At 61.2% G+C, this 16,997-nt stretch carries 15 protein-coding genes; 5 read left to right on the top strand and 10 right to left on the bottom strand.

Going from position 1 to position 16,997, the window contains the following annotated elements; translation table 11 throughout:
• Nucleotides 1-92: 92 nt before the first annotated feature.
• Nucleotides 93-1,253 carry a hypothetical protein gene (locus ACVDHI_RS18765; RefSeq protein WP_447212401.1) on the top strand — a complete coding sequence of 387 codons (1,161 nt, stop codon included), beginning with the start codon at nucleotides 93-95 and terminating at the stop codon, nucleotides 1,251-1,253.
• Nucleotides 1,254-1,418: 165 nt separating this feature from the next.
• Here ACVDHI_RS18765 and ACVDHI_RS18770 read toward each other — a convergent pair whose 3' ends face one another.
• Nucleotides 1,419-1,925: an AAA family ATPase gene (locus ACVDHI_RS18770; RefSeq protein ID WP_447212402.1), complete on the bottom strand. Its 507-nt coding sequence runs from the start codon at nucleotides 1,923-1,925 to the stop codon at nucleotides 1,419-1,421.
• A 497-nt stretch (nucleotides 1,926-2,422) separates the two neighbouring features.
• On the opposite strand from ACVDHI_RS18770, the gene ACVDHI_RS18775 reads away from it, so the two are divergent.
• From ACVDHI_RS18775 to ACVDHI_RS18785, 3 genes are all read left to right on the top strand, one after another.
• Nucleotides 2,423-3,187, top strand: a complete 765-nt coding sequence (locus tag ACVDHI_RS18775; protein ID WP_124812784.1) for an EAL domain-containing protein — start codon at nucleotides 2,423-2,425, stop codon at nucleotides 3,185-3,187.
• A gap of 165 nt (nucleotides 3,188-3,352) precedes the next feature.
• Nucleotides 3,353-4,126, top strand: coding sequence for a hypothetical protein (locus ACVDHI_RS18780; protein WP_128343212.1), 774 nt, complete (start codon nucleotides 3,353-3,355; stop codon nucleotides 4,124-4,126).
• A gap of 338 nt (nucleotides 4,127-4,464) precedes the next feature.
• Nucleotides 4,465-4,869, top strand: a complete 405-nt coding sequence (locus tag ACVDHI_RS18785; RefSeq protein ID WP_010672394.1) for a hypothetical protein — start codon at nucleotides 4,465-4,467, stop codon at nucleotides 4,867-4,869.
• A 93-nt stretch (nucleotides 4,870-4,962) separates the two neighbouring features.
• Here ACVDHI_RS18785 and ACVDHI_RS18790 read toward each other — a convergent pair whose 3' ends face one another.
• From ACVDHI_RS18790 to norV, 8 genes are all read right to left on the bottom strand, one after another.
• Nucleotides 4,963-6,183: an aromatic amino acid transporter gene (locus tag ACVDHI_RS18790; protein WP_039041010.1), complete on the bottom strand. Its 1,221-nt coding sequence runs from the start codon at nucleotides 6,181-6,183 to the stop codon at nucleotides 4,963-4,965.
• Nucleotides 6,184-6,381: 198 nt separating this feature from the next.
• Nucleotides 6,382-7,596, bottom strand: a complete 1,215-nt coding sequence (locus tag ACVDHI_RS18795) for an aromatic amino acid transporter (RefSeq protein ID WP_323908280.1) — start codon at nucleotides 7,594-7,596, stop codon at nucleotides 6,382-6,384.
• Between the two features lie 70 nt (nucleotides 7,597-7,666).
• Nucleotides 7,667-9,133, bottom strand: a complete 1,467-nt coding sequence (tnaA, locus tag ACVDHI_RS18800; protein ID WP_010672391.1) for a tryptophanase — start codon at nucleotides 9,131-9,133, stop codon at nucleotides 7,667-7,669.
• Nucleotides 9,134-9,336: 203 nt separating this feature from the next.
• The gene (gene tnaC, locus ACVDHI_RS18805; RefSeq protein WP_069652909.1) at nucleotides 9,337-9,420 is read right to left on the bottom strand and encodes a tryptophanase leader peptide; all 84 of its coding nucleotides are present in this window, start codon (nucleotides 9,418-9,420) and stop codon (nucleotides 9,337-9,339) included.
• 177 nt (nucleotides 9,421-9,597) lie between these two features.
• Nucleotides 9,598-10,815 carry a 4Fe-4S binding protein gene (locus ACVDHI_RS18810; protein ID WP_447212403.1) on the bottom strand — a complete coding sequence of 406 codons (1,218 nt, stop codon included), beginning with the start codon at nucleotides 10,813-10,815 and terminating at the stop codon, nucleotides 9,598-9,600.
• Between the two features lie 122 nt (nucleotides 10,816-10,937).
• Nucleotides 10,938-11,276: a DUF1971 domain-containing protein gene (locus ACVDHI_RS18815; protein ID WP_447212404.1), complete on the bottom strand. Its 339-nt coding sequence runs from the start codon at nucleotides 11,274-11,276 to the stop codon at nucleotides 10,938-10,940.
• 51 nt (nucleotides 11,277-11,327) lie between these two features.
• On the bottom strand, nucleotides 11,328-12,494 hold the full coding sequence (gene norW / locus ACVDHI_RS18820; RefSeq protein ID WP_447212405.1) for an NADH:flavorubredoxin reductase NorW: 1,167 nt from the start codon (nucleotides 12,492-12,494) through the stop codon (nucleotides 11,328-11,330).
• Complete coding sequence (gene norV, locus ACVDHI_RS18825; RefSeq protein ID WP_447212406.1) at nucleotides 12,491-13,975, bottom strand: anaerobic nitric oxide reductase flavorubredoxin; 1,485 nt, start codon at nucleotides 13,973-13,975, stop codon at nucleotides 12,491-12,493. Before norV ends, norW begins: the two co-directional genes overlap by 4 nt.
• 170 nt (nucleotides 13,976-14,145) lie before the next feature.
• On the opposite strand from norV, the gene norR reads away from it, so the two are divergent.
• Nucleotides 14,146-15,672, top strand: a complete 1,527-nt coding sequence (norR, locus tag ACVDHI_RS18830) for a nitric oxide reductase transcriptional regulator NorR (protein ID WP_041214150.1) — start codon at nucleotides 14,146-14,148, stop codon at nucleotides 15,670-15,672.
• Nucleotides 15,673-15,754: 82 nt separating this feature from the next.
• Here norR and ACVDHI_RS18835 read toward each other — a convergent pair whose 3' ends face one another.
• Nucleotides 15,755-16,759 (bottom strand): substrate-binding domain-containing protein, encoded by a 1,005-nt coding sequence (locus tag ACVDHI_RS18835; RefSeq protein ID WP_041214151.1) that lies wholly within the window; start codon nucleotides 16,757-16,759, stop codon nucleotides 15,755-15,757.
• Nucleotides 16,760-16,997 lie beyond the last annotated feature (238 nt).

The raw sequence follows: 16,997 nt of genomic DNA on the forward strand, positions 1-16,997 counted from the left end.
CCATACACATCTAAATACGTAAGTTGTTAAACTGGTTGAGTTTAGAGTCATATTTGATGATAGATATACCTCTCAATATACAAAAGACCAATGTGAATGATTTTTTAGAGTTTCTTTGGGATAGATTCTCTAAAGAAATCGGACCTGTTGCATGCCAGCACTTTTATATTGAAACAGGCGATCCTCAAGTCTATATATACGATGTTAATTGGGCACATAGATCATTACCATTCTCTGCTAGAATGCAGTTTTACAACCATACAAACAAAGGAATTTACAGGGTAGTTCTTGATGTTACGTATGAGAGCACATCTATAAATAGTAATCATGAAAAAGCGATCGCAGATATAATTAAAGGTGCTAACAAAATAGATCTGCGCACCGTAATGAATGCAGGGAGAATTTATTTCCCTGTGAGATCTAAATACCACTTTGGATGTGATTACTTTTTCCCTGAATCCAATTTAGGGATAAGTAGTATAAATGATAATCTATATTTCTATTTCTCTGTAGAATACATATCAAAGCCCCAATTAGATATGTATATATTGGAAAGAGTAAAGCTCACCTGTGCGATATTCACTCTAGTAACACAACACCTATTCGAATACGAACCAAACAATAAAATATACTACACAGATATCGATAATAACATCACAAATGAGAACTTATTTATTGATAAGAATGGTTTTGTGGATGCTGACGAAATAATAAAACATGATAAATTATATTTACCGCACGAGGCTAATAAAATAATTTCAGCAATAATTAGAGATGATAAATGTAAGAACTCAGCTCTCAGATTTGCAGAATCCATCAAGTTAAGACATGAGGTTGAGCATGATCGCATACATAATTCATTTAAGATTCAGTACGAACTTTTAGGATATGTATCTGCGATAGAATCTCTATTAGATACTACTGAAAAAACTATCACGGTCACATGTGATAACTGTGGCACTCCAATTGATAAGCCCCAACGTAAAATAACAAATCAATTTAATGATTTTGTAAAAACACATTCATTAAATAAAAAATCAGTGATGACGGCGATAAAAGACCTTTATAATGACAGGTCTAAATTTGTTCATATGGGAGAGTCATTGACAAAATCAAACACAATGGGATCCAAACCACTTTTACTAGAAGGAAAATCGTATAACATAGGGTTTCCATATTATTATTTAAATGTTCATGAATTCACCGGGTATCTATTAAGAAGCTCAATGTCTCAACCAAATATAAATCCATAGCCCGTAGGTTCGATTAGCCGTCAGGCGTAATCGGACGTTCGCGTTAATAGGCTCTCCCGACATAACCGCTAGCCGAATTTCCAACTCCGGCTGGCCGCCCCAGCTGCACGGCAACAACTGCAACCAAAGCCTCTCGTTCGTCCGATTACGCTGCGCTAATCGAACCTACGATTCCTGTGCCAACGCGGCGACAATCGCTTCCACGCTCTGGGTGACCGACAGGGTGGCGCTATCCAATACCAGACGCTCACTGTCCCAGGGGTGATAGTCGCGATTGATCACCGCTTGCCAATCCGGCAATGCCAGCCCCTCGATATCCACCGTCCGGTTTTCGACCCGCTCGCGGTGCAGCGTCGGATTGGAGCAGACCACCTCGACATCGAGACAGGGCACCCCGACCGAACGGGCGATGTCGTGGTAAGCATCCCGGGTGAGCTGGATGGGGTTAACGGAATCCGTGATGACGGTCGAGCCAAGTGCTAGGTTCTCTCTGGCCAGCCCATAGGCGACGAAATAACCGGCGGGCCCCATCTCGTTATCCCCCTGCTCGGCGGCACGAATGGCCTGCTCTATGGTATCGATGCGCAGGTAGACGGCCCTCAACCGCCGGGCCAAGGCTCGCGCGATAGTACTTTTTCCGCTGCCCGGCAAACCACTGAAGATGATCAGCATGTTCCATTCCCGTGATGAAAGAAGAATCCGAGCCATATGGTATCGGATTACCATCGCACCCACAGCCCGTAGGTTCGATTAGCCGCCAGGCGTAATCGGACGTTCGCGTAAATGGACTCTCCCGCCATCACGGCCAGCCGAACTTTCCACTCCGGTTGGCCGCTCCTGTTGCACGGCAACAACCACTATCAACACCTCTCGTTCGTCCGATTACGCTCCGCTAATCGAACCTACGGGGCTTGCCCCGACCGGTTGGCAGGTGAAACATGGCCTTGAAGGATGCCAGCGAGGTCAATCCCGGTCCCGGAAAAGGGACAAACAGACCCACAAGCGTCGGCGCCTGACCCACCATGGCCGCCGGTCGGGCAGAAACCAGACCAACCTCTGATATGCCAGAAGACGGCCTGCCTATCCGAAGGAATAACCTCTGCCGGCGAGAGAGGAGCTGTTATCCTTTGAGGCAATCTCTCGCGACCCCACGCCTTGAAAGGAACGTCATGGACATACCTGCCGCCCCGTCCTCCACCCTCTGCCAGCAGTGTCATGAGCAGGTGGATCTCGACTTCGATTTCACCATGGCCTTCCAGCCCATCGTCGATTGCAGCCAGCGCACCCTCTTCGGCTATGAGGCCCTGGTGCGGGGGCTCAACAACGAGTCGGCGCAGAGCGTGATTGACCGGGTCAACGACGACAACCGCTACCGCTTCGATCAGCTGTGCCGGATCAAGGCCATCGCGCTGGCCGCCCGCCTCGACATGCGGGGCATGCTGAGCATCAACTTCCTGCCCAATGCGGTCTATCGCCCGGAGCGCTGCATCCGCACCACGTTGCAGGCGGCCCGCGAGCATCTCTTTCCCATCGAGCAGATCATGTTCGAGTTCACCGAGGTGGAGCAGGTGCAGGACAACCGTCATATTCGCGGCATCGTGGATCACTATCAGGCCCTTGGCTTCAAAACGGCGATCGACGACTTTGGCGCCGGTTACTCGGGCCTGAGCCTGCTGGCCGATTTTCGCCCCGACATCGTCAAGCTCGATATGCACCTGCTGCGCGGCATCGACCAGGACCCGATCCGTCAGGCCATAGTGCGCCACTGTCTGGCGCTGTTTACGGAGTTGCAGATCACCCCGCTGGCGGAAGGGGTCGAGACCCGCGACGAGATGGCCTGCCTGCGGGAGATGGGCGTCAGCCTGATGCAGGGCTATCTGTTTGCCCGCCCCGGCTTCGAAACCCTGCCCGAGGTGGATTTCGCCAGCCTGTGAGCGGCGCTGGCCATCTCCCTTGGTTGGCGTTCAGTCGGGCAAGGCGGGACGGGAGGCGGCCCGGAGGGTATCCACGGGCGGACGGCAGAAAGCGCTGGACCGGGCAACCCCCTGGGCTAGGATGGGACTGTCACCCTTTGCAACCACCGCTCTGACAGGGACACCATGGCGCAGGTTTCAGGATACCGCTTCTTCGCTCTTTCACTGCTCTTGCTGCTGGCCTTCCAGGTATGGGGGGCGCAAGGCAGGGGCAACATCACACTGGTGAGCTCCCTTGAAACCAGGGAGTCCCCCTATGGTCGCTGGCTCGATCTCATCTATCGGGATGCGTTCGCCCGCCTGGGCTATGACTTCCAGTACCAGGGCTACCCCGGGGGGCGGGCCCCCCTGCTGGCAGAGCAGGGACAGGTCGATGGCGAGATCCACCGCGCCGCCAGCTACCAGCAGCAGACCCGCACCCTCCAGCGCGTGCCCGAGCCCCATTTCGCCGTCTCCTATCAGGCCTATGCCCACCAGCCCGGGATCCAGTTGCAGGGGTGGCACAGCCTGCAGGGCACCGGTTATCGGGTCGAGTTTCGCCGTGGCGCCAAGCTGCCGGAGATGATGCTGGGCAAGGTGGTGGCACCGGACCGGCTCTTTGCCATCGCCACCGCCGAGCAGGGGATGGGCAAGCTGCTCAAGGGGCGCAGTGACCTCTATGTGGAGCAGACCCTGATTGCCAGCCAGGCCCTGGCCGCCCTGACGCGCCAGGCCCCGGGCTATGCCGGCATCTACTCCGCCGGGGTGATGGAGCTGGCCGATTCTTACGTCTATCTGCACGAACGGCATCAGGATCTGCTGGCCCCCCTTGCCGGCGTGATCCGGCAAATGAAGCAGGACGGCACTGTGGCGCGCTATGAGCAGCAGGCCATGGCGACTGAGGGCACCAGCCAACCTTAACGTCCTCTTTTTCCGCAAGCCCTCTCGCGCCCTGACCATGCAGGAGACCCGGGGCGATCAATTCTGTCGCAGACTCATGGCCGCAGCGGGCACCCTGTTCGTCAACACCACGTTGACAAAAACGCCCCTTGTATCAGGGAACTCGCCATATAAAATCCCATCGACCTTGTGTTCATCTGGCTTGCGGCCAAAAGGCACCATGTACGTCTGTGCATACCCCAAATCTTGCAACATCCCCCGCTCCGACCGCCCCATCATTTCGATGGAGTCCCGTCATCGTTAAGGCATATCTTCCCCTCGAGGCCCGTGCCAGGGCACGATCACAGGAGCAATACATAATGAAAAAAGCAGTAACGGCCGCCTTGCTGGCCATGATGATGGCGGCCTCGGTTCAGGCGGCAGACAAGGTGACCACGGTGCCGGTGCACTTCGCCAAAGGCGCGCACAGCGCCAAGGTTGACGGCACCTTCTCCGGTTATGACACCATCAACTACACCCTGGGCGCCAAAGAAGGCCAGACCATGACGGTCGCCATCACCGGCAGCACCAATGCCAACTTCAACGTCTTCGCACCGGGCGCCATCCCGGGTCAGGCCGAGGCACTGGGCGGCGGCAACGTGGACACAAAATGGCAAGGCACCCTGCCCAAGTCGGGCAAGTACCTGATCCAGGTCTACCAGATGCGCGCCACCGCCCGTAAAGGCGCCAAGGTCCCCCACTCCCTGTCGGTCGGCATTCAGTAACCGACGCCAATATTGCCTGTGTGACAAGCAAGAAGGAGCCCATGAGGCTCCTTCTTTGTCATTGTGTGCTGGCACTGCGACCCGGGTAACGGCTCAGCCCTTGTAGGCGGGCAGCAGGTCCACCATGTTGAGCAGGTGGAAGGCGGCGGTCAGCACGCCGAACAGGATCACCAGGACGATCATGAAGAGGCCGCCGGGGGCGCGGAAGCCCTCGCCACCGTCTTCGCGCCGGGCCGCCCGCACCTTCCAGGCCAGCAGAGGCGGGATGATGCAGGTCCACAGGGTCGCCACGGCGCCCGCATAGCCGATGGCCACCAGGAAGCCGAACGGGAACAGCAAGGAGAGCACCAGGGGCGGCAGGAAGGTCACCGCCCAGGACTTGGCGCGGCCACCCCGGCTGTTGTCGAACTTGAACAGATCCGCCAGGTAGTCGAACACCCCGAGCCCCACCCCGATGAAGGAGGAGAGGATGGCCGCCATGGAGAAGGCGTTGAGGGCGCTGGCCACCGCCTTGGACTCGATCACCGAGCCGAGGGCCTTGAGCAGGGCATCCACGTTGCCCCCCTCCGCGATCACCGGGCCGAACTCGCTGCGGGGCAGGTTGCCAAAGACGCTCACCAGCCAGATGAGGTAAAACGCGAGCGCGATCAGGGTGCCCCCCAGAATGGCGCGGCTGGCACGGCGCTCTTCACCGTAGTAGGCGCGCATGGAGGAGACCGAATGGTGGTAGCCGAACGAGGTGAGCGCCACCGGCAGCATCACCAGGGCATAGGGGGCGTAGCTCACTTCGCTGCCCACCCGGTCGAGCAGCAGATCGAGGCGCACGTTCATCGACAGGCCGGAGATGCCGAAGGCAAAGCTCAGCCCCATCAGGATCACCAGCAGCACCGAGATGCGGTCCACCGCCCGGGTGGAGTGCCACACCAGCAGGGAGAAGGCCAGGGTAAAGAGCACGGACGCCCACTGGCTGCCCATCCCCGTCATGCCGTCGATGATGAGGCCGGCCGAGGTGATGTAGGCATAGAGCAGGATGCCGCCGACGAAATAAACGCTGAGATTGTTGAGGGCGTTGACCTTCTCCCCCAGCAGATCCCGGGTCACGGTATCGAAGGAGACGCGCAGGGGATAGCCCCGATAGGACTCCAGCAGCATCCAGCCGGAGACCGTCATCACCACCATGGTCAGTGCCACCGCGAGCATGGACCAGAGGGTCCAGGCGCCCGCCCCCGCACTCGGCAGCCCCAGCATGCCGGCCCCCACACAGACGCCGGCAATGATGCATGCCCCGCCCACCAACGATGGTTTCTGTTCCATTACTCCCCCAAACGGATTGTCGACTGGTCACGGCACACCGCCGTGCTTCTCCTGCGTTCGCCACTGCTGGCGCCGGGGGACTTTACCCTGCATGCCTTCGGGTATCAAATCCGGAGGGGAAATGGGGGGAAACGGGCCGGATCCTGCGTCCCATCCGTGGAATATGCTCGGGATGGGGCCAGGTTCAGCGCACCAGGGTCAGCCGGTGTAGACGGGCAGCAGACCCGCCATGGCCATCAGGTGGAAGATGGCGGTAAGCACCCCGAAGACGATGACGGCCACCACCATGGGCTGGCCGCCGGGAGCCTTGAACCCCGCCTCGTCCGGGGCCAGCTCCCGGGACTTCTTCGCCAGCAGGGCCGGGATGATGCAGGCCCAGACGGTCGCCGCGGCCCCGGCATAGCCGATGGCCACCACGAAGCCGAACGGGAACATCAGGGAGAGCGCCAGGGGGGGCAGGAAGGTCACCGCCCAGGATTTGGCCCGCCCCCGGCGACTGTTGTCGAACCGGAACAGATCCGCCAGATAGTCGAACACCCCGAGCCCCACCCCGATGAAGGAGGAGAGGATGGCCGCCATGGAGAAGAGGTTGATGGCCTGGGAGACCTGCCTGGACTCTATCACCGAGGCCAGCGCCCCGAGCAGCACATCCACGTCGCCCCCCTTGGCGATGACGGGGCCGAAGGCGGGACGAGGCAGGTTGCCGAAGATGCTGAGCAGCCACAGCAGATAGAGCGCCAGGGCGATCAGGGTCCCCCCCAGGATCGCCTGCCTGGCTTTCTGCTCCTCGCCGTAATAGGCGCGCATCGATGCCACCGAGTGGTGGTAGCCAAACGAGGTGAGCGCCACCGGCAACATGGCCAGGGCATAGGGGGCGCGGCCCAGCTCTTCGGCAAAGGAGTTGAACAGCTTGGCGGTGTCGACCTTGCTGGCAAGCCCGGAGACCCCGAACACGAAGCTCAACACCATGAAGACGATCAGGACGACCGAAATCCTGTCCACCGCCCGGGTCGAATGCCAGACAAACCAGGAGAACACCAGCACAAACAACACCGAGGCCAGCTGGCTGTCGATGCCCAGCAGGCCGCCCAGGATGAGACCCGACGAGGTGATGTAGGCATAGAGCAAAATGCCGCCCACGAAATAGACGGTGAGGTTGTTGAAGAGATTGATCCTGCGACCGAGCAGATCCTTGGTCACCGAGTTGAAGGAGGCAGTCAATGCGTAGGGTTTCAGGGCTTCCAGCAGCATCCAGCCTGAAACCGTCATGATGACCATGGTGAGAATGATGGCGAGGGTTGACCAGCTGGTCCAGGCCCCGGCTCCCGCGCTCGGCAGCCCCAGCATGCCGGCACCGACACAGACGCTGGCAATGATGCAGGCCCCTCCGATGACGGACGGTGTTGATGTCATGTGTGTCACTCCAAATCTTTCACAGAGCAGTGAAAAAAAAGGGCACAGAAAAATCTGTGCCCCTGACTCGTTATGCTTCTATCAATTTTTTCTGCGTCTTGCCGGCTGACGGGTCGTTATGCTCGACCTCTTTCAGTCTGGCGGTGAAGTGGCGCAGCACGGCCGGCTCGTAAATGAAGTCGAGCCCCTTCACCCGGTGGGCGTTCTTCTTCACCTCGCCGAAGGCCTCGATGACAAAGTCCATGTGGGTCTGGGTATAGGTGGCACGGGGAATGGTCAGGCGCAGCAGCTCCGCCGGGCAGGGGTGCTGCTTGCCGGTGGCGGGGTCGCGCCCCAGCAGCAGGGAACCTATCTCCACCGCCCGGATGCCGGCGACCTTGTAGAGCTCGCAGGCCAGGGCGTGGGCCGGGAACTGATCCGCCGGGATGTGGGGCAGCAGCTTGCCCGCATCCACGAAGGCCGCATGGCCCCCTGCCTGCTGGCACACCACGCCGATGGCCTCCAGCCCGTCCACCAGGTACTGCACCTGGCCGATGCGATAGGCCAGCCAGTCCTGGCGCATGCCGTCCCGCAGGCCCACCGCCAGGCGCTCCATGGCGCCCCCTTCCAGGCCGCCATAGGTCGGGAAGCCCTCCTGCACCACGCACAGGGTGCGGCACTCGGTGTAGACGTCCAGCATGCTGTCATCCTTGAAGCACAGCAGCCCCCCCATCTGCACCATGGCATCCTTCTTCGCCGACATGGCGAGGCCGTCGGCGTACTTGTAGGACTCCCTGGTGATCTCCTCGATGGTCCAGTTCGCGTAGCCGGGCTCCCGCTGCTGGATGAAGTAGGCGTTCTCGGCGAAGCGGGCGGAGTCCATGATGACCGGGATGTCGTACTTTCTGGCGATCTCGTACACCGCCTTCAGGTTGGCAATGGAGACCGGCTGCCCCCCGGCGGAGTTGCAGGTGATGGTGCTGACGATGTAGGGCACGTTGGCGGGGCCCGCCTCCAGGATGGCCTCTTCCAGCTTCACCAGATCGAAGTTGCCCTTGAAGTCGGCGGTGACCGAGGTATCGAACGCCTCCCTGGTGTAGACGTTCTTCGCCACGCAGCAGTTGATCTGGGTGTGGCCCTGGGTGGTGTCGAAGAAGTAGTTGGAGAGGGCCACCATCTTCTTGCGATCCAGCCCCTTCTCCTGCTCCCGCTTCTTGATGAGCACGGGGATGTAAATCTGCTCGGCGCCGCGCCCCTGGTGAGTGGGGATGGTCAGGGAGTAGCCGAAGATCTCCTGCACCGCCTGTTGCAGGGCATAGTAGCTGCGGCTGCCGCTGTAGGCCTCGTCACCGCGCAGCATGGCGGCCTGCATGTCCTGGGTGATGGCGCCGGTGCCGCTGTCGGTCAGCAGGTCGATGAAGACGTCTTCGCTGTCCAGCAGGAAGGGGTTCATGCCCGCCCGGACAATGGCCTCTTCCCGATAGGCACGGGTGGTGCGCTTGACCGGCTCGATGACACGAATACGGAAGGGTTCGGGCAGATGCTTGAAGTTTTCCATAATATAAACACCCCAGATTTAAATATTCAGACTGAGTCTCTTCCCCTGCCGAAAATAAAATGTCCGGCAGGTGGGAAATATTGGGAAATGGGTGCACGACATCGCCTCGCCAGAATAAACAGGCGAAGACGGGTGCAGCTATTTCAGTTCAGGAATGGAGGCGGGCTCGTGGCATGGCAGGCATGCCGCGCCGCCGCGGGGAATTACAGCGGGAAGAAGAACGCGATCTTATGGTCCAGGGTAAACCACTTGGGATAGCTGACCTTGATATTCATGTTGTTGCTCATCCAATTGATATTAACAACGCCAAATAACAGCACCCATTATGGTGGGGAGCGCTATATGATCAATTGCAATATGAGCAAAGTGGGATGGCGCTAACAATTTGGCGGGGGATTTTTATACAGCTTATTATCGCCAATCCGAAAGATCCCCCCATCATCCACCTTTTGCCCTTTCCCCACTCAGTGGCTCAGCCAGGGCAGCCGCTGCAACAACTCGTAGCGGTCAGGGATCGGTGTCTGGCTGACCCAGAGATCCAGCAAGCCGTAAGCGAGCAGCGGCAACACCAGCAGCAACAGACAGAGCAGCCCCAGCAGTTGGCGGGGGGCGAGTCGCTGCCCTTGCGTGCCAAGATGCAGGGCATCGGCCCGCTTGGGGCAGGCGGCCACGCAGCTCTGGCAACTGGTGCACTCGAGGCTCTGCACCGCGATGAGCTGGTGTACCTGGATGCGAGACGGGCAGGCCCGGCTGCACTTGTCGCAGTCGTGGCCCAGGCTTCGCAAGCAACGGGCCGGGTCACGGCGAATGCGCAGCGGGGTCAGCAGGCCGAGCAGGGCGAACCAGGCGCCATAGGGACAGAGGTAGCGACAGAACCCTTGCCGGAAGGTGGCGGTGAGCAGCAGCACCCAGCCAAGGCACAGGCCCGAGATCAGGGTCAGGTTGAAGAAGAAGGCCCCCATCTTCATGTCCGCCGCCTGATGGTAGGGGCTGGCGAGGTAGCCGGGCAGGGCGGCGGCGGGTACCGCCAGCAATATGATGAAGAGCAGAAAGCCGAGCACCAGAAACTTCTGGCCGCGCAACACGGCATCGAGCCAGCGCGGCGGGGTCCACTCCCCCGGCAACAGGCGCGAGCGCAGGCCGTGCAGCCACTCCCCCACCAGCCCGAGCGGGCAGAACCAGGCACAAAACGCCCGACCCAGCAGCAGGGCCGACAGGGAGAGCACCAGCACGGTGACGGTGGCCGCCGGGTGGTGGGGGTCCGTCAGCCCCTGCCCGAGCCAGGCCCGCAGCCCGAGACCACCGGCGATGGGCAGGAAACCGTCCACCACATCAGGGCGTACCAGCCAGGGGGTCATCCCCAGCCCCAACTGTCCGATATGAACAACATATTGAACCGCCACCAACACCCAACACAGCAGCAATAGCTGCCTGGTGGCCGTTCTGAGACGTTGACTGTCTATGTGGGCCAGCATGAGTAGGGGGCGATAGCGCAGCCAGAGCGCCAGGGTCGTGGCCACCAGCCCCAGTGCGAGCCAGAGTACCGAATCCGCCACCAGCAGCCAGAGCGCGGCGGCCAACAGCAGAGAGAGCGTCCAGCCCCAACCGCTGCGGCCCTGCCACAACAACAGGACCAGATAGACCAGACCCGAGGTCATGGTCAGGGCTTCCAACAGGCTCATGTTTCCCTCACTGTGCTCATCCGAATCGAGGGGGCAGGATAACCAACATCTGAGTTGATTATTTTGATCTGCATGAGCAGAGGGGGCAATTGCCCGCTCCGCCCCCTGAGCCTTAAACCCCGTTATTTGCGGCTGTGGAACAGCGGCAGGTCGGATTCTGCCTGCTCGGCCCAGAAGTGGATATTGAAGCGGGCATCCTCCGACAACTCGACCCTGTGCCAGTACTGGGGCGGGCTGGTGGCAAACTCCCCGGCCCGGATCACCAGGCTCACCTCGGGCTCCTCGGCCTGTTCGTCGGCAAAGCCGTGATAGGTGACGGTGCCCTCCATCACGCAGAGCTGGCCGAACACCCCGGCCGCGGTGTTGTGATGGGTGAGCAGGGCCTGGGGCACATTCTCGCGGGTAAAGAAGGGAGTGGAGCGGCGCACCACCCAGTGAGACGGAATCAGTTGCATGACCATATCGGTTCTCCTCGAGTGGCCGGGTCGACCCGGCCGGTGCAATGAAAGGGGTTAACGGGGCAGCTGACGCAGCAGCGCGAAGGCGGCGCTCATCTGGTCACCCCCCACCACGAAGCCGCACAACTCGCCGGCTTGGTCGCGCGCCTCGGCCACCATGCCGTGGCTGTTCCAGCGGCACTGCCAGGCAAGATCCTCGCCCTTGGTGCGACCGGCCAGTTGCAGCGGGTAGCGCGGCGTCTTCACCTTCACCAGCATGGGCGGCAGGGCCAGCAGGGTCGGCGTGCCGAGCAGGGTGCGCGCCAGCGCATTGGCCCCCAGCACGATGGGTTGCAGGAAGGGGAGCAACTGACCTTGCCACTGCACGCAATCCCCCAGCGCGAAGATATGGGGGTCGCTGGTCTGCAGCCGATCGTCGACCAGGATGCCACGCTCCACTGCCAGCCCGGCCCCGCGGGCCAGGGCCAGATTCGGCCGCAGGCCGATGGCGGCGATCACCAGATCTTGCTCGCTGACGCGCCCGTCGGTCAGGGTGACGCGCCAGCCATCCCCCGGCTGGGCATCTATCCTGGCGAGACCCGTCCCGAACTGCAGACTGACCCCCTGGGTGCGCAGGGCCTGTTGCAGCGGCTGGGTCAGGGCGGCGGGCAGCAGGGCGCTTAAGGGGCTGTCCGCCAAGTCCACCAGCGTCACCTCTTTTCCTGCGCTCGCCATGTCCATCGCCAGCTCGCAGCCGATGAGCCCCGCCCCCAGCACCAGGATGCGGCGGGCCTGACGCAGTTGCGCCTCGGTGGCGGCGTACTCCTGCTGGCTGTTGAGGGTGACCAGATGTTCGCTGCCCGGCAGATCGGGGCGCGCCGCGCTCGCCCCGGTGGCCAGCACCAGCTTGCCGTAGGGGAACTCCCCCTGCTCGGTCAGCACCAACCGCCGGACAGGGTCGATGCCATGCACCGGGCAGTGGGGCAGCAGCGCAATGCGCTGCTGCTCGGCAAAATCGCTGCCGCTCTGGCGGGTCATGGCCGCGGCAGGGCAGCCCCGACTCACCACGTGGCTCAAGTCGGGCTTGTTGTACTCGTCACCGCTGTCGGCGGTGATGAGGCGGATGGGCTGCTCGGCATCCAGCTTGCGCAGGCTCTTGACCAGTTGCTGGGCAGCGAAGCCGCTGCCGATCACCACTATCTCCCGGCTGATGCCGGCGTCAGTTTGCATTGCTGCGCTCATACACAGACCTCCACGGCGCAGGGTTCGAATACCTCCTTGCCGATGCCGCAACCCGGGCAGAGGAAGCTGTCCGGTACCTGGGCCCAGGGGGTGCCCGGCGCCACCAGCTGATCCGGCTCGCCCAGCGCCGGGTCATAGACCCACTGGCAGACGGTGCAGAGCATGGCCTGGTCATCGTTCCATTCGGCGGCGGCCGCTGCGGCTTGCGGCTCAACAGCAGGCATCGCGAGGACGGGCGTCACGGTTGTCTGGGTTGTGGTGATCGGGCGGGGAGCGTCCAGGGGGTGCAACGCCCACTGACGGGCGAGCTGGCGGCCATGCTCGCGGCATTCGGCCAGCGCCGAACCATCCGGGCGCCACTTGGCCTTGAGGGAGATGCTGATATCGAAGCCCGCATCCATCAATCGGGTCTGGATCCGGTCCACCGCACCGCCGGTCCAGCCGTAGCTGCCGAAGGCCGAGGCACGCTTGTTGCGAAAACGCAGGCCGGTGATCTCTTCGAGCATACCCGCCACCTTGGGCATCATGACGTTGTTCATGGTGGAGGAGCCCACCAGTATCCCCTTGGAGCGGAACACCTGGGTCAGGATCTCGTTCTTGTCGTGGCGGGCCACGTTGTAGATCTTCACCGCCACGCCCGGGTCCACCTCGTGGATGCCCTGGGCGATGGCGTCGGCCATCATGCGGGTGTTGTTGGACATGGAGTCGTAGAACAAGGTGATGCGGTCTTCCTGATAGTGGTCGGCCCACTCCAGGTATTTCAGGATGATCTGGGTGGGGTCCTCGCGCCAGACGATGCCGTGGGAGGTGGCCACCATGCTCACCGGCAGGTTGAAGCCCAGCACCTCCTTGATCTTGGCGGTCACCAGCGGGCTGAAGGGGGTAAGGATGTTGGCGTAGTAGCGCTGGCACTGCTCCATCAGCTCGCTCTGGTCCACCTCGTCGTTGAACAGGTGCTCGTCGCAGTAGTGCTGGCCGAAGGCGTCGTTGGAGAAGAGCACCGCATCTTCGGTCATGTAGGTCATCATGCTGTCGGGCCAGTGCAGCATGGGGGTCTCGATGAACACCAGCTGCTTGCCGTTGCCGATGTCCAGGCTGTCACCGGTTTTGACCGGGTGGAAGTTCCACTCCGGGTGGTGATGATGGCCGGTGATGGAGTCGATGGCGTTGTGGGTGCAATAGATGGGGGTGCCTGGGATGCGGGCCATCAGCTCGGTCAGGGCGCCGGCGTGATCCTCCTCGGCGTGGTTGATCACCACGTAGTCGATGGCGGCGAGATCGATCTCGGCCGCCAGGTTCTGCACGAACTCGCGGCTGAACTTGTGATCGACGGTATCGATCAGCACGTTTTTCCCTTCGCGGATGAGGTAGCTGTTGTAGCTGGTGCCCTTGTGGGTCTTGTACTCGGTGCCGTGGAAGTCGCGTACCTCCCAGTCCCGTTGGCCGACCCAGTGGATGTTGTTCTTGACGTGAATGCTCATCAGGCAGTTCCTCGAATGCAATAGTGGATGTTCAACTGAACCAGCTATTGCAGCGGACGTGCCAAAATGTAACTCGTTGTTTTTAATGGTTTCGCATATCACACATTGTCATTATGACACCATGCCTTTATAGTCAAAATCACAAACACACTGTCATTTGGACAATTATCGTGATCTCGACCGACAGCCTGGCGCGCATCGCCCTCGACCTGCAACTCGGCATCTCTCATCAAGACCGCTTCCACCGTCTGATCCAGAGCGTGCGCAGCCTGCTGAACTCGGATGCCTCGGCCCTGCTGCGCTACGAGGGGGGCCAGTTTATCCCGCTGGCCATCGACGGCCTGATGCAGGACGTGCTGGGGCGCCGCTTCGCCCTCAAGGATCACCCGCGCCTCGAGGCCATCGCCCGCGCCGGGGATGTGGTGCGCTTCCCCGCCGACAGCGCCCTGCCCGACCCCTATGACGGCCTGCTGCCGGATCACGACGACTTCAAGGTGCACGCCTGTGTCGGCCTGCCGCTCTTCTCGGATCAGGCGCTGATCGGCGCCCTGACCATAGACGGCATGAACCCGACCCAGTTCGACGGCATCAGCGACGAGGAGCTGCGTCTGGTGGGGGCCCTGGCCGCCGCCGCCCTCGACAACGCCCTGCTGCTGGAGCGGCTCGCCCGCCAGAGCAGCGAGCCCCTGGTCCCCGGCACCCGGCCCGGCCCTGAGCAGCCGGAGATGATAGGCCACTCCCCCGCCATGGCCCGGTTGCGCCACGAGATAGACGTGGTGGCCAGCTCGGAGCTGAACGTGCTGATTTTGGGGGAGACCGGGGTCGGCAAGGAGCTGATCGCCAAGGCGGTGCATGGCGGCTCACCCCGCGCCCATGCCCCCCTGGTCTACCTCAACTGCGCCGCCCTGCCCGAATCCGTGGCCGAGAGCGAGCTGTTCGGTCACGTGAAGGGGGCCTTCACCGGCGCCATCCACAATCGGGCGGGCAAGTTCGAGCTGGCGGACAAGGGCACCCTGTTCCTCGACGAGATAGGGGAGCTCTCCCTGGCGCTGCAGGCCAAGCTGCTGCGGGTGCTGCAATACGGCGATCTGCAGCGGATCGGTGACGACACCCCGCTCAAGGTGAATGTGCGCATCCTGGCGGCCACCAACCGGGATCTGAAACAGGCGGTGGTCGAGGGGCAGTTTCGGGCCGACCTCTACCACCGGCTGAGCGTGTTTCCGATCCACGCCCCGGCACTGCGGGAGCGCCCAGGCGACATTCCCCTGCTGGCCGGTTACTTTTGCGAGCGCTGCCGGCTCGGCCTGGGGCTGGAGCAGCTGCGTATCCAGCCACAGGCGCTGCAACTGCTCGAGCGCCACGACTGGCCCGGCAACGTGCGGGAGCTGGAGCACGCCATCCACCGCGCCGCCGTGCTGGCCAGGGCCGAGCAGGGCAGCCCCTCGCCGACCCTGGAACCCCACCACTTCAACCTGGGGACGACGGGCTCATCCCTGCCCGCCGACACCGTCAGCCAGCCCGCCTCCCCGGCCATTGCCGGCCTTGGCCTTCGCGCCGCCACCGATCTGTTCCAGCGCCAGCTCATCGAGCAGACCCTGACGGCCCATGACGGCAACTGGGCCGCCACCGCCCGGGCGCTGGATCTGGATGGCGGCAACCTGCACCGCCTCGCCAGGCGGCTCGGCCTCAAGGCCTGACGCCCCAGATACCAGAGGGGCCCAAAAACAGAAACCCCCTCGCTGGCGAGGGGGTTTCTTGTTCATGGCACCCGTGGCGCCGTCAGCGCAGGGACTTGACCGAGCGGCGGACGATGAGCTCGGGCTGCACCGTCATGGACTCCACTTCCAGCTCCTTGTTGCGGATCCGGCTCACCAGTTGCTGCACCGCCAGCAGGCCGAGCTCGGCCTTGGGGTGGCGGATGGTGGTGAGCGGCGGGCTGGAGAAGCGCGCCATCTCCACGTCGTCATAGCCGATCATGGAGATATCGTCCGGCACCTTGACCCCGGCCTCCCAGGCGGCGCAGATGGCACCGATGGCCATGGGATCGTCGAAGGCGAAGACCGCGGTCGGGCGAGGGGTGAGGGCCAGGATGCGCTGCATGGCATCGAAGCCGCTCTGGCTCTCGTAGTCCCCTTCGAAGATCTGCTCTTCTGTCAGGGTCATCCCCTGTTCGGCCAGGGCATCGCGCACCCCGTCCAGCCGCTGCTGGGTGGTCGGTTTGGCGAGATGGCCGGTGATGCAGACGATGTTGGTATGGCCCTGCTCCAGCAGATGGCGCATGGCCAGCCGCGCGCCGATGCGGGCGTTGTCGTTGATCACGTTGGCGAAATCGCACTCGTTGCCCCAGTCCAGCACCACCTGCGGCACCTTCTTGTGGATGCGCAGCATGTCCCTGAACTGGGTGTCGATATCGGTCCCCAGCACCAGCAGACCGTCCACCCGCTTCTCCATCAGCATGCGCAGATAGTGCTGCTGGCGTGGCGGCTGGTTCTCGGTGTTGCACAGGATCAGGCTGTAACCCTGCTCGAAGCAGTAGGCTTCCACCCCCTGTACCACTTCCGCGAAGAAGGGGTTGGCACTGGTGGTCACCAGCATGCCAATGGTCTTGGTCGAATTGATCTTGAGACTGCGCGCCACCGAGTTGGGCGCGTAGTTCAGCTCTGCCACCGCCTCAAGCACTTTCTGGGTTGCGTCTTCGCTGACCCGACGGGTGTGATTGAGTACATGTGAGACGGTGGAGATGGATACGCCTGCGCGCGAGGCGACATCCTTGATAGTTGCCATCTCTGTCTCCTGAATAACAAAGGCGGAACAGTAGCAGATTTCCCGAATAAAGGCTTGGTTTTAACGGGCGCTGCCAGTGAATTATCAATGCTGGCTAATCTATGCGGTCATTTCTTTTTGCGCAAACGGATTTTGGTCAAAATGAGAGCGGACGCAGAATGAAATATCGTCAGTTTTTTACTCTGTAAATTGTCACCATGACAATTTGTTATCTGTATGTTGCACCATCACAGCGACA

Source organism: Aeromonas sp. 25-248 (assembly GCF_053005425.1).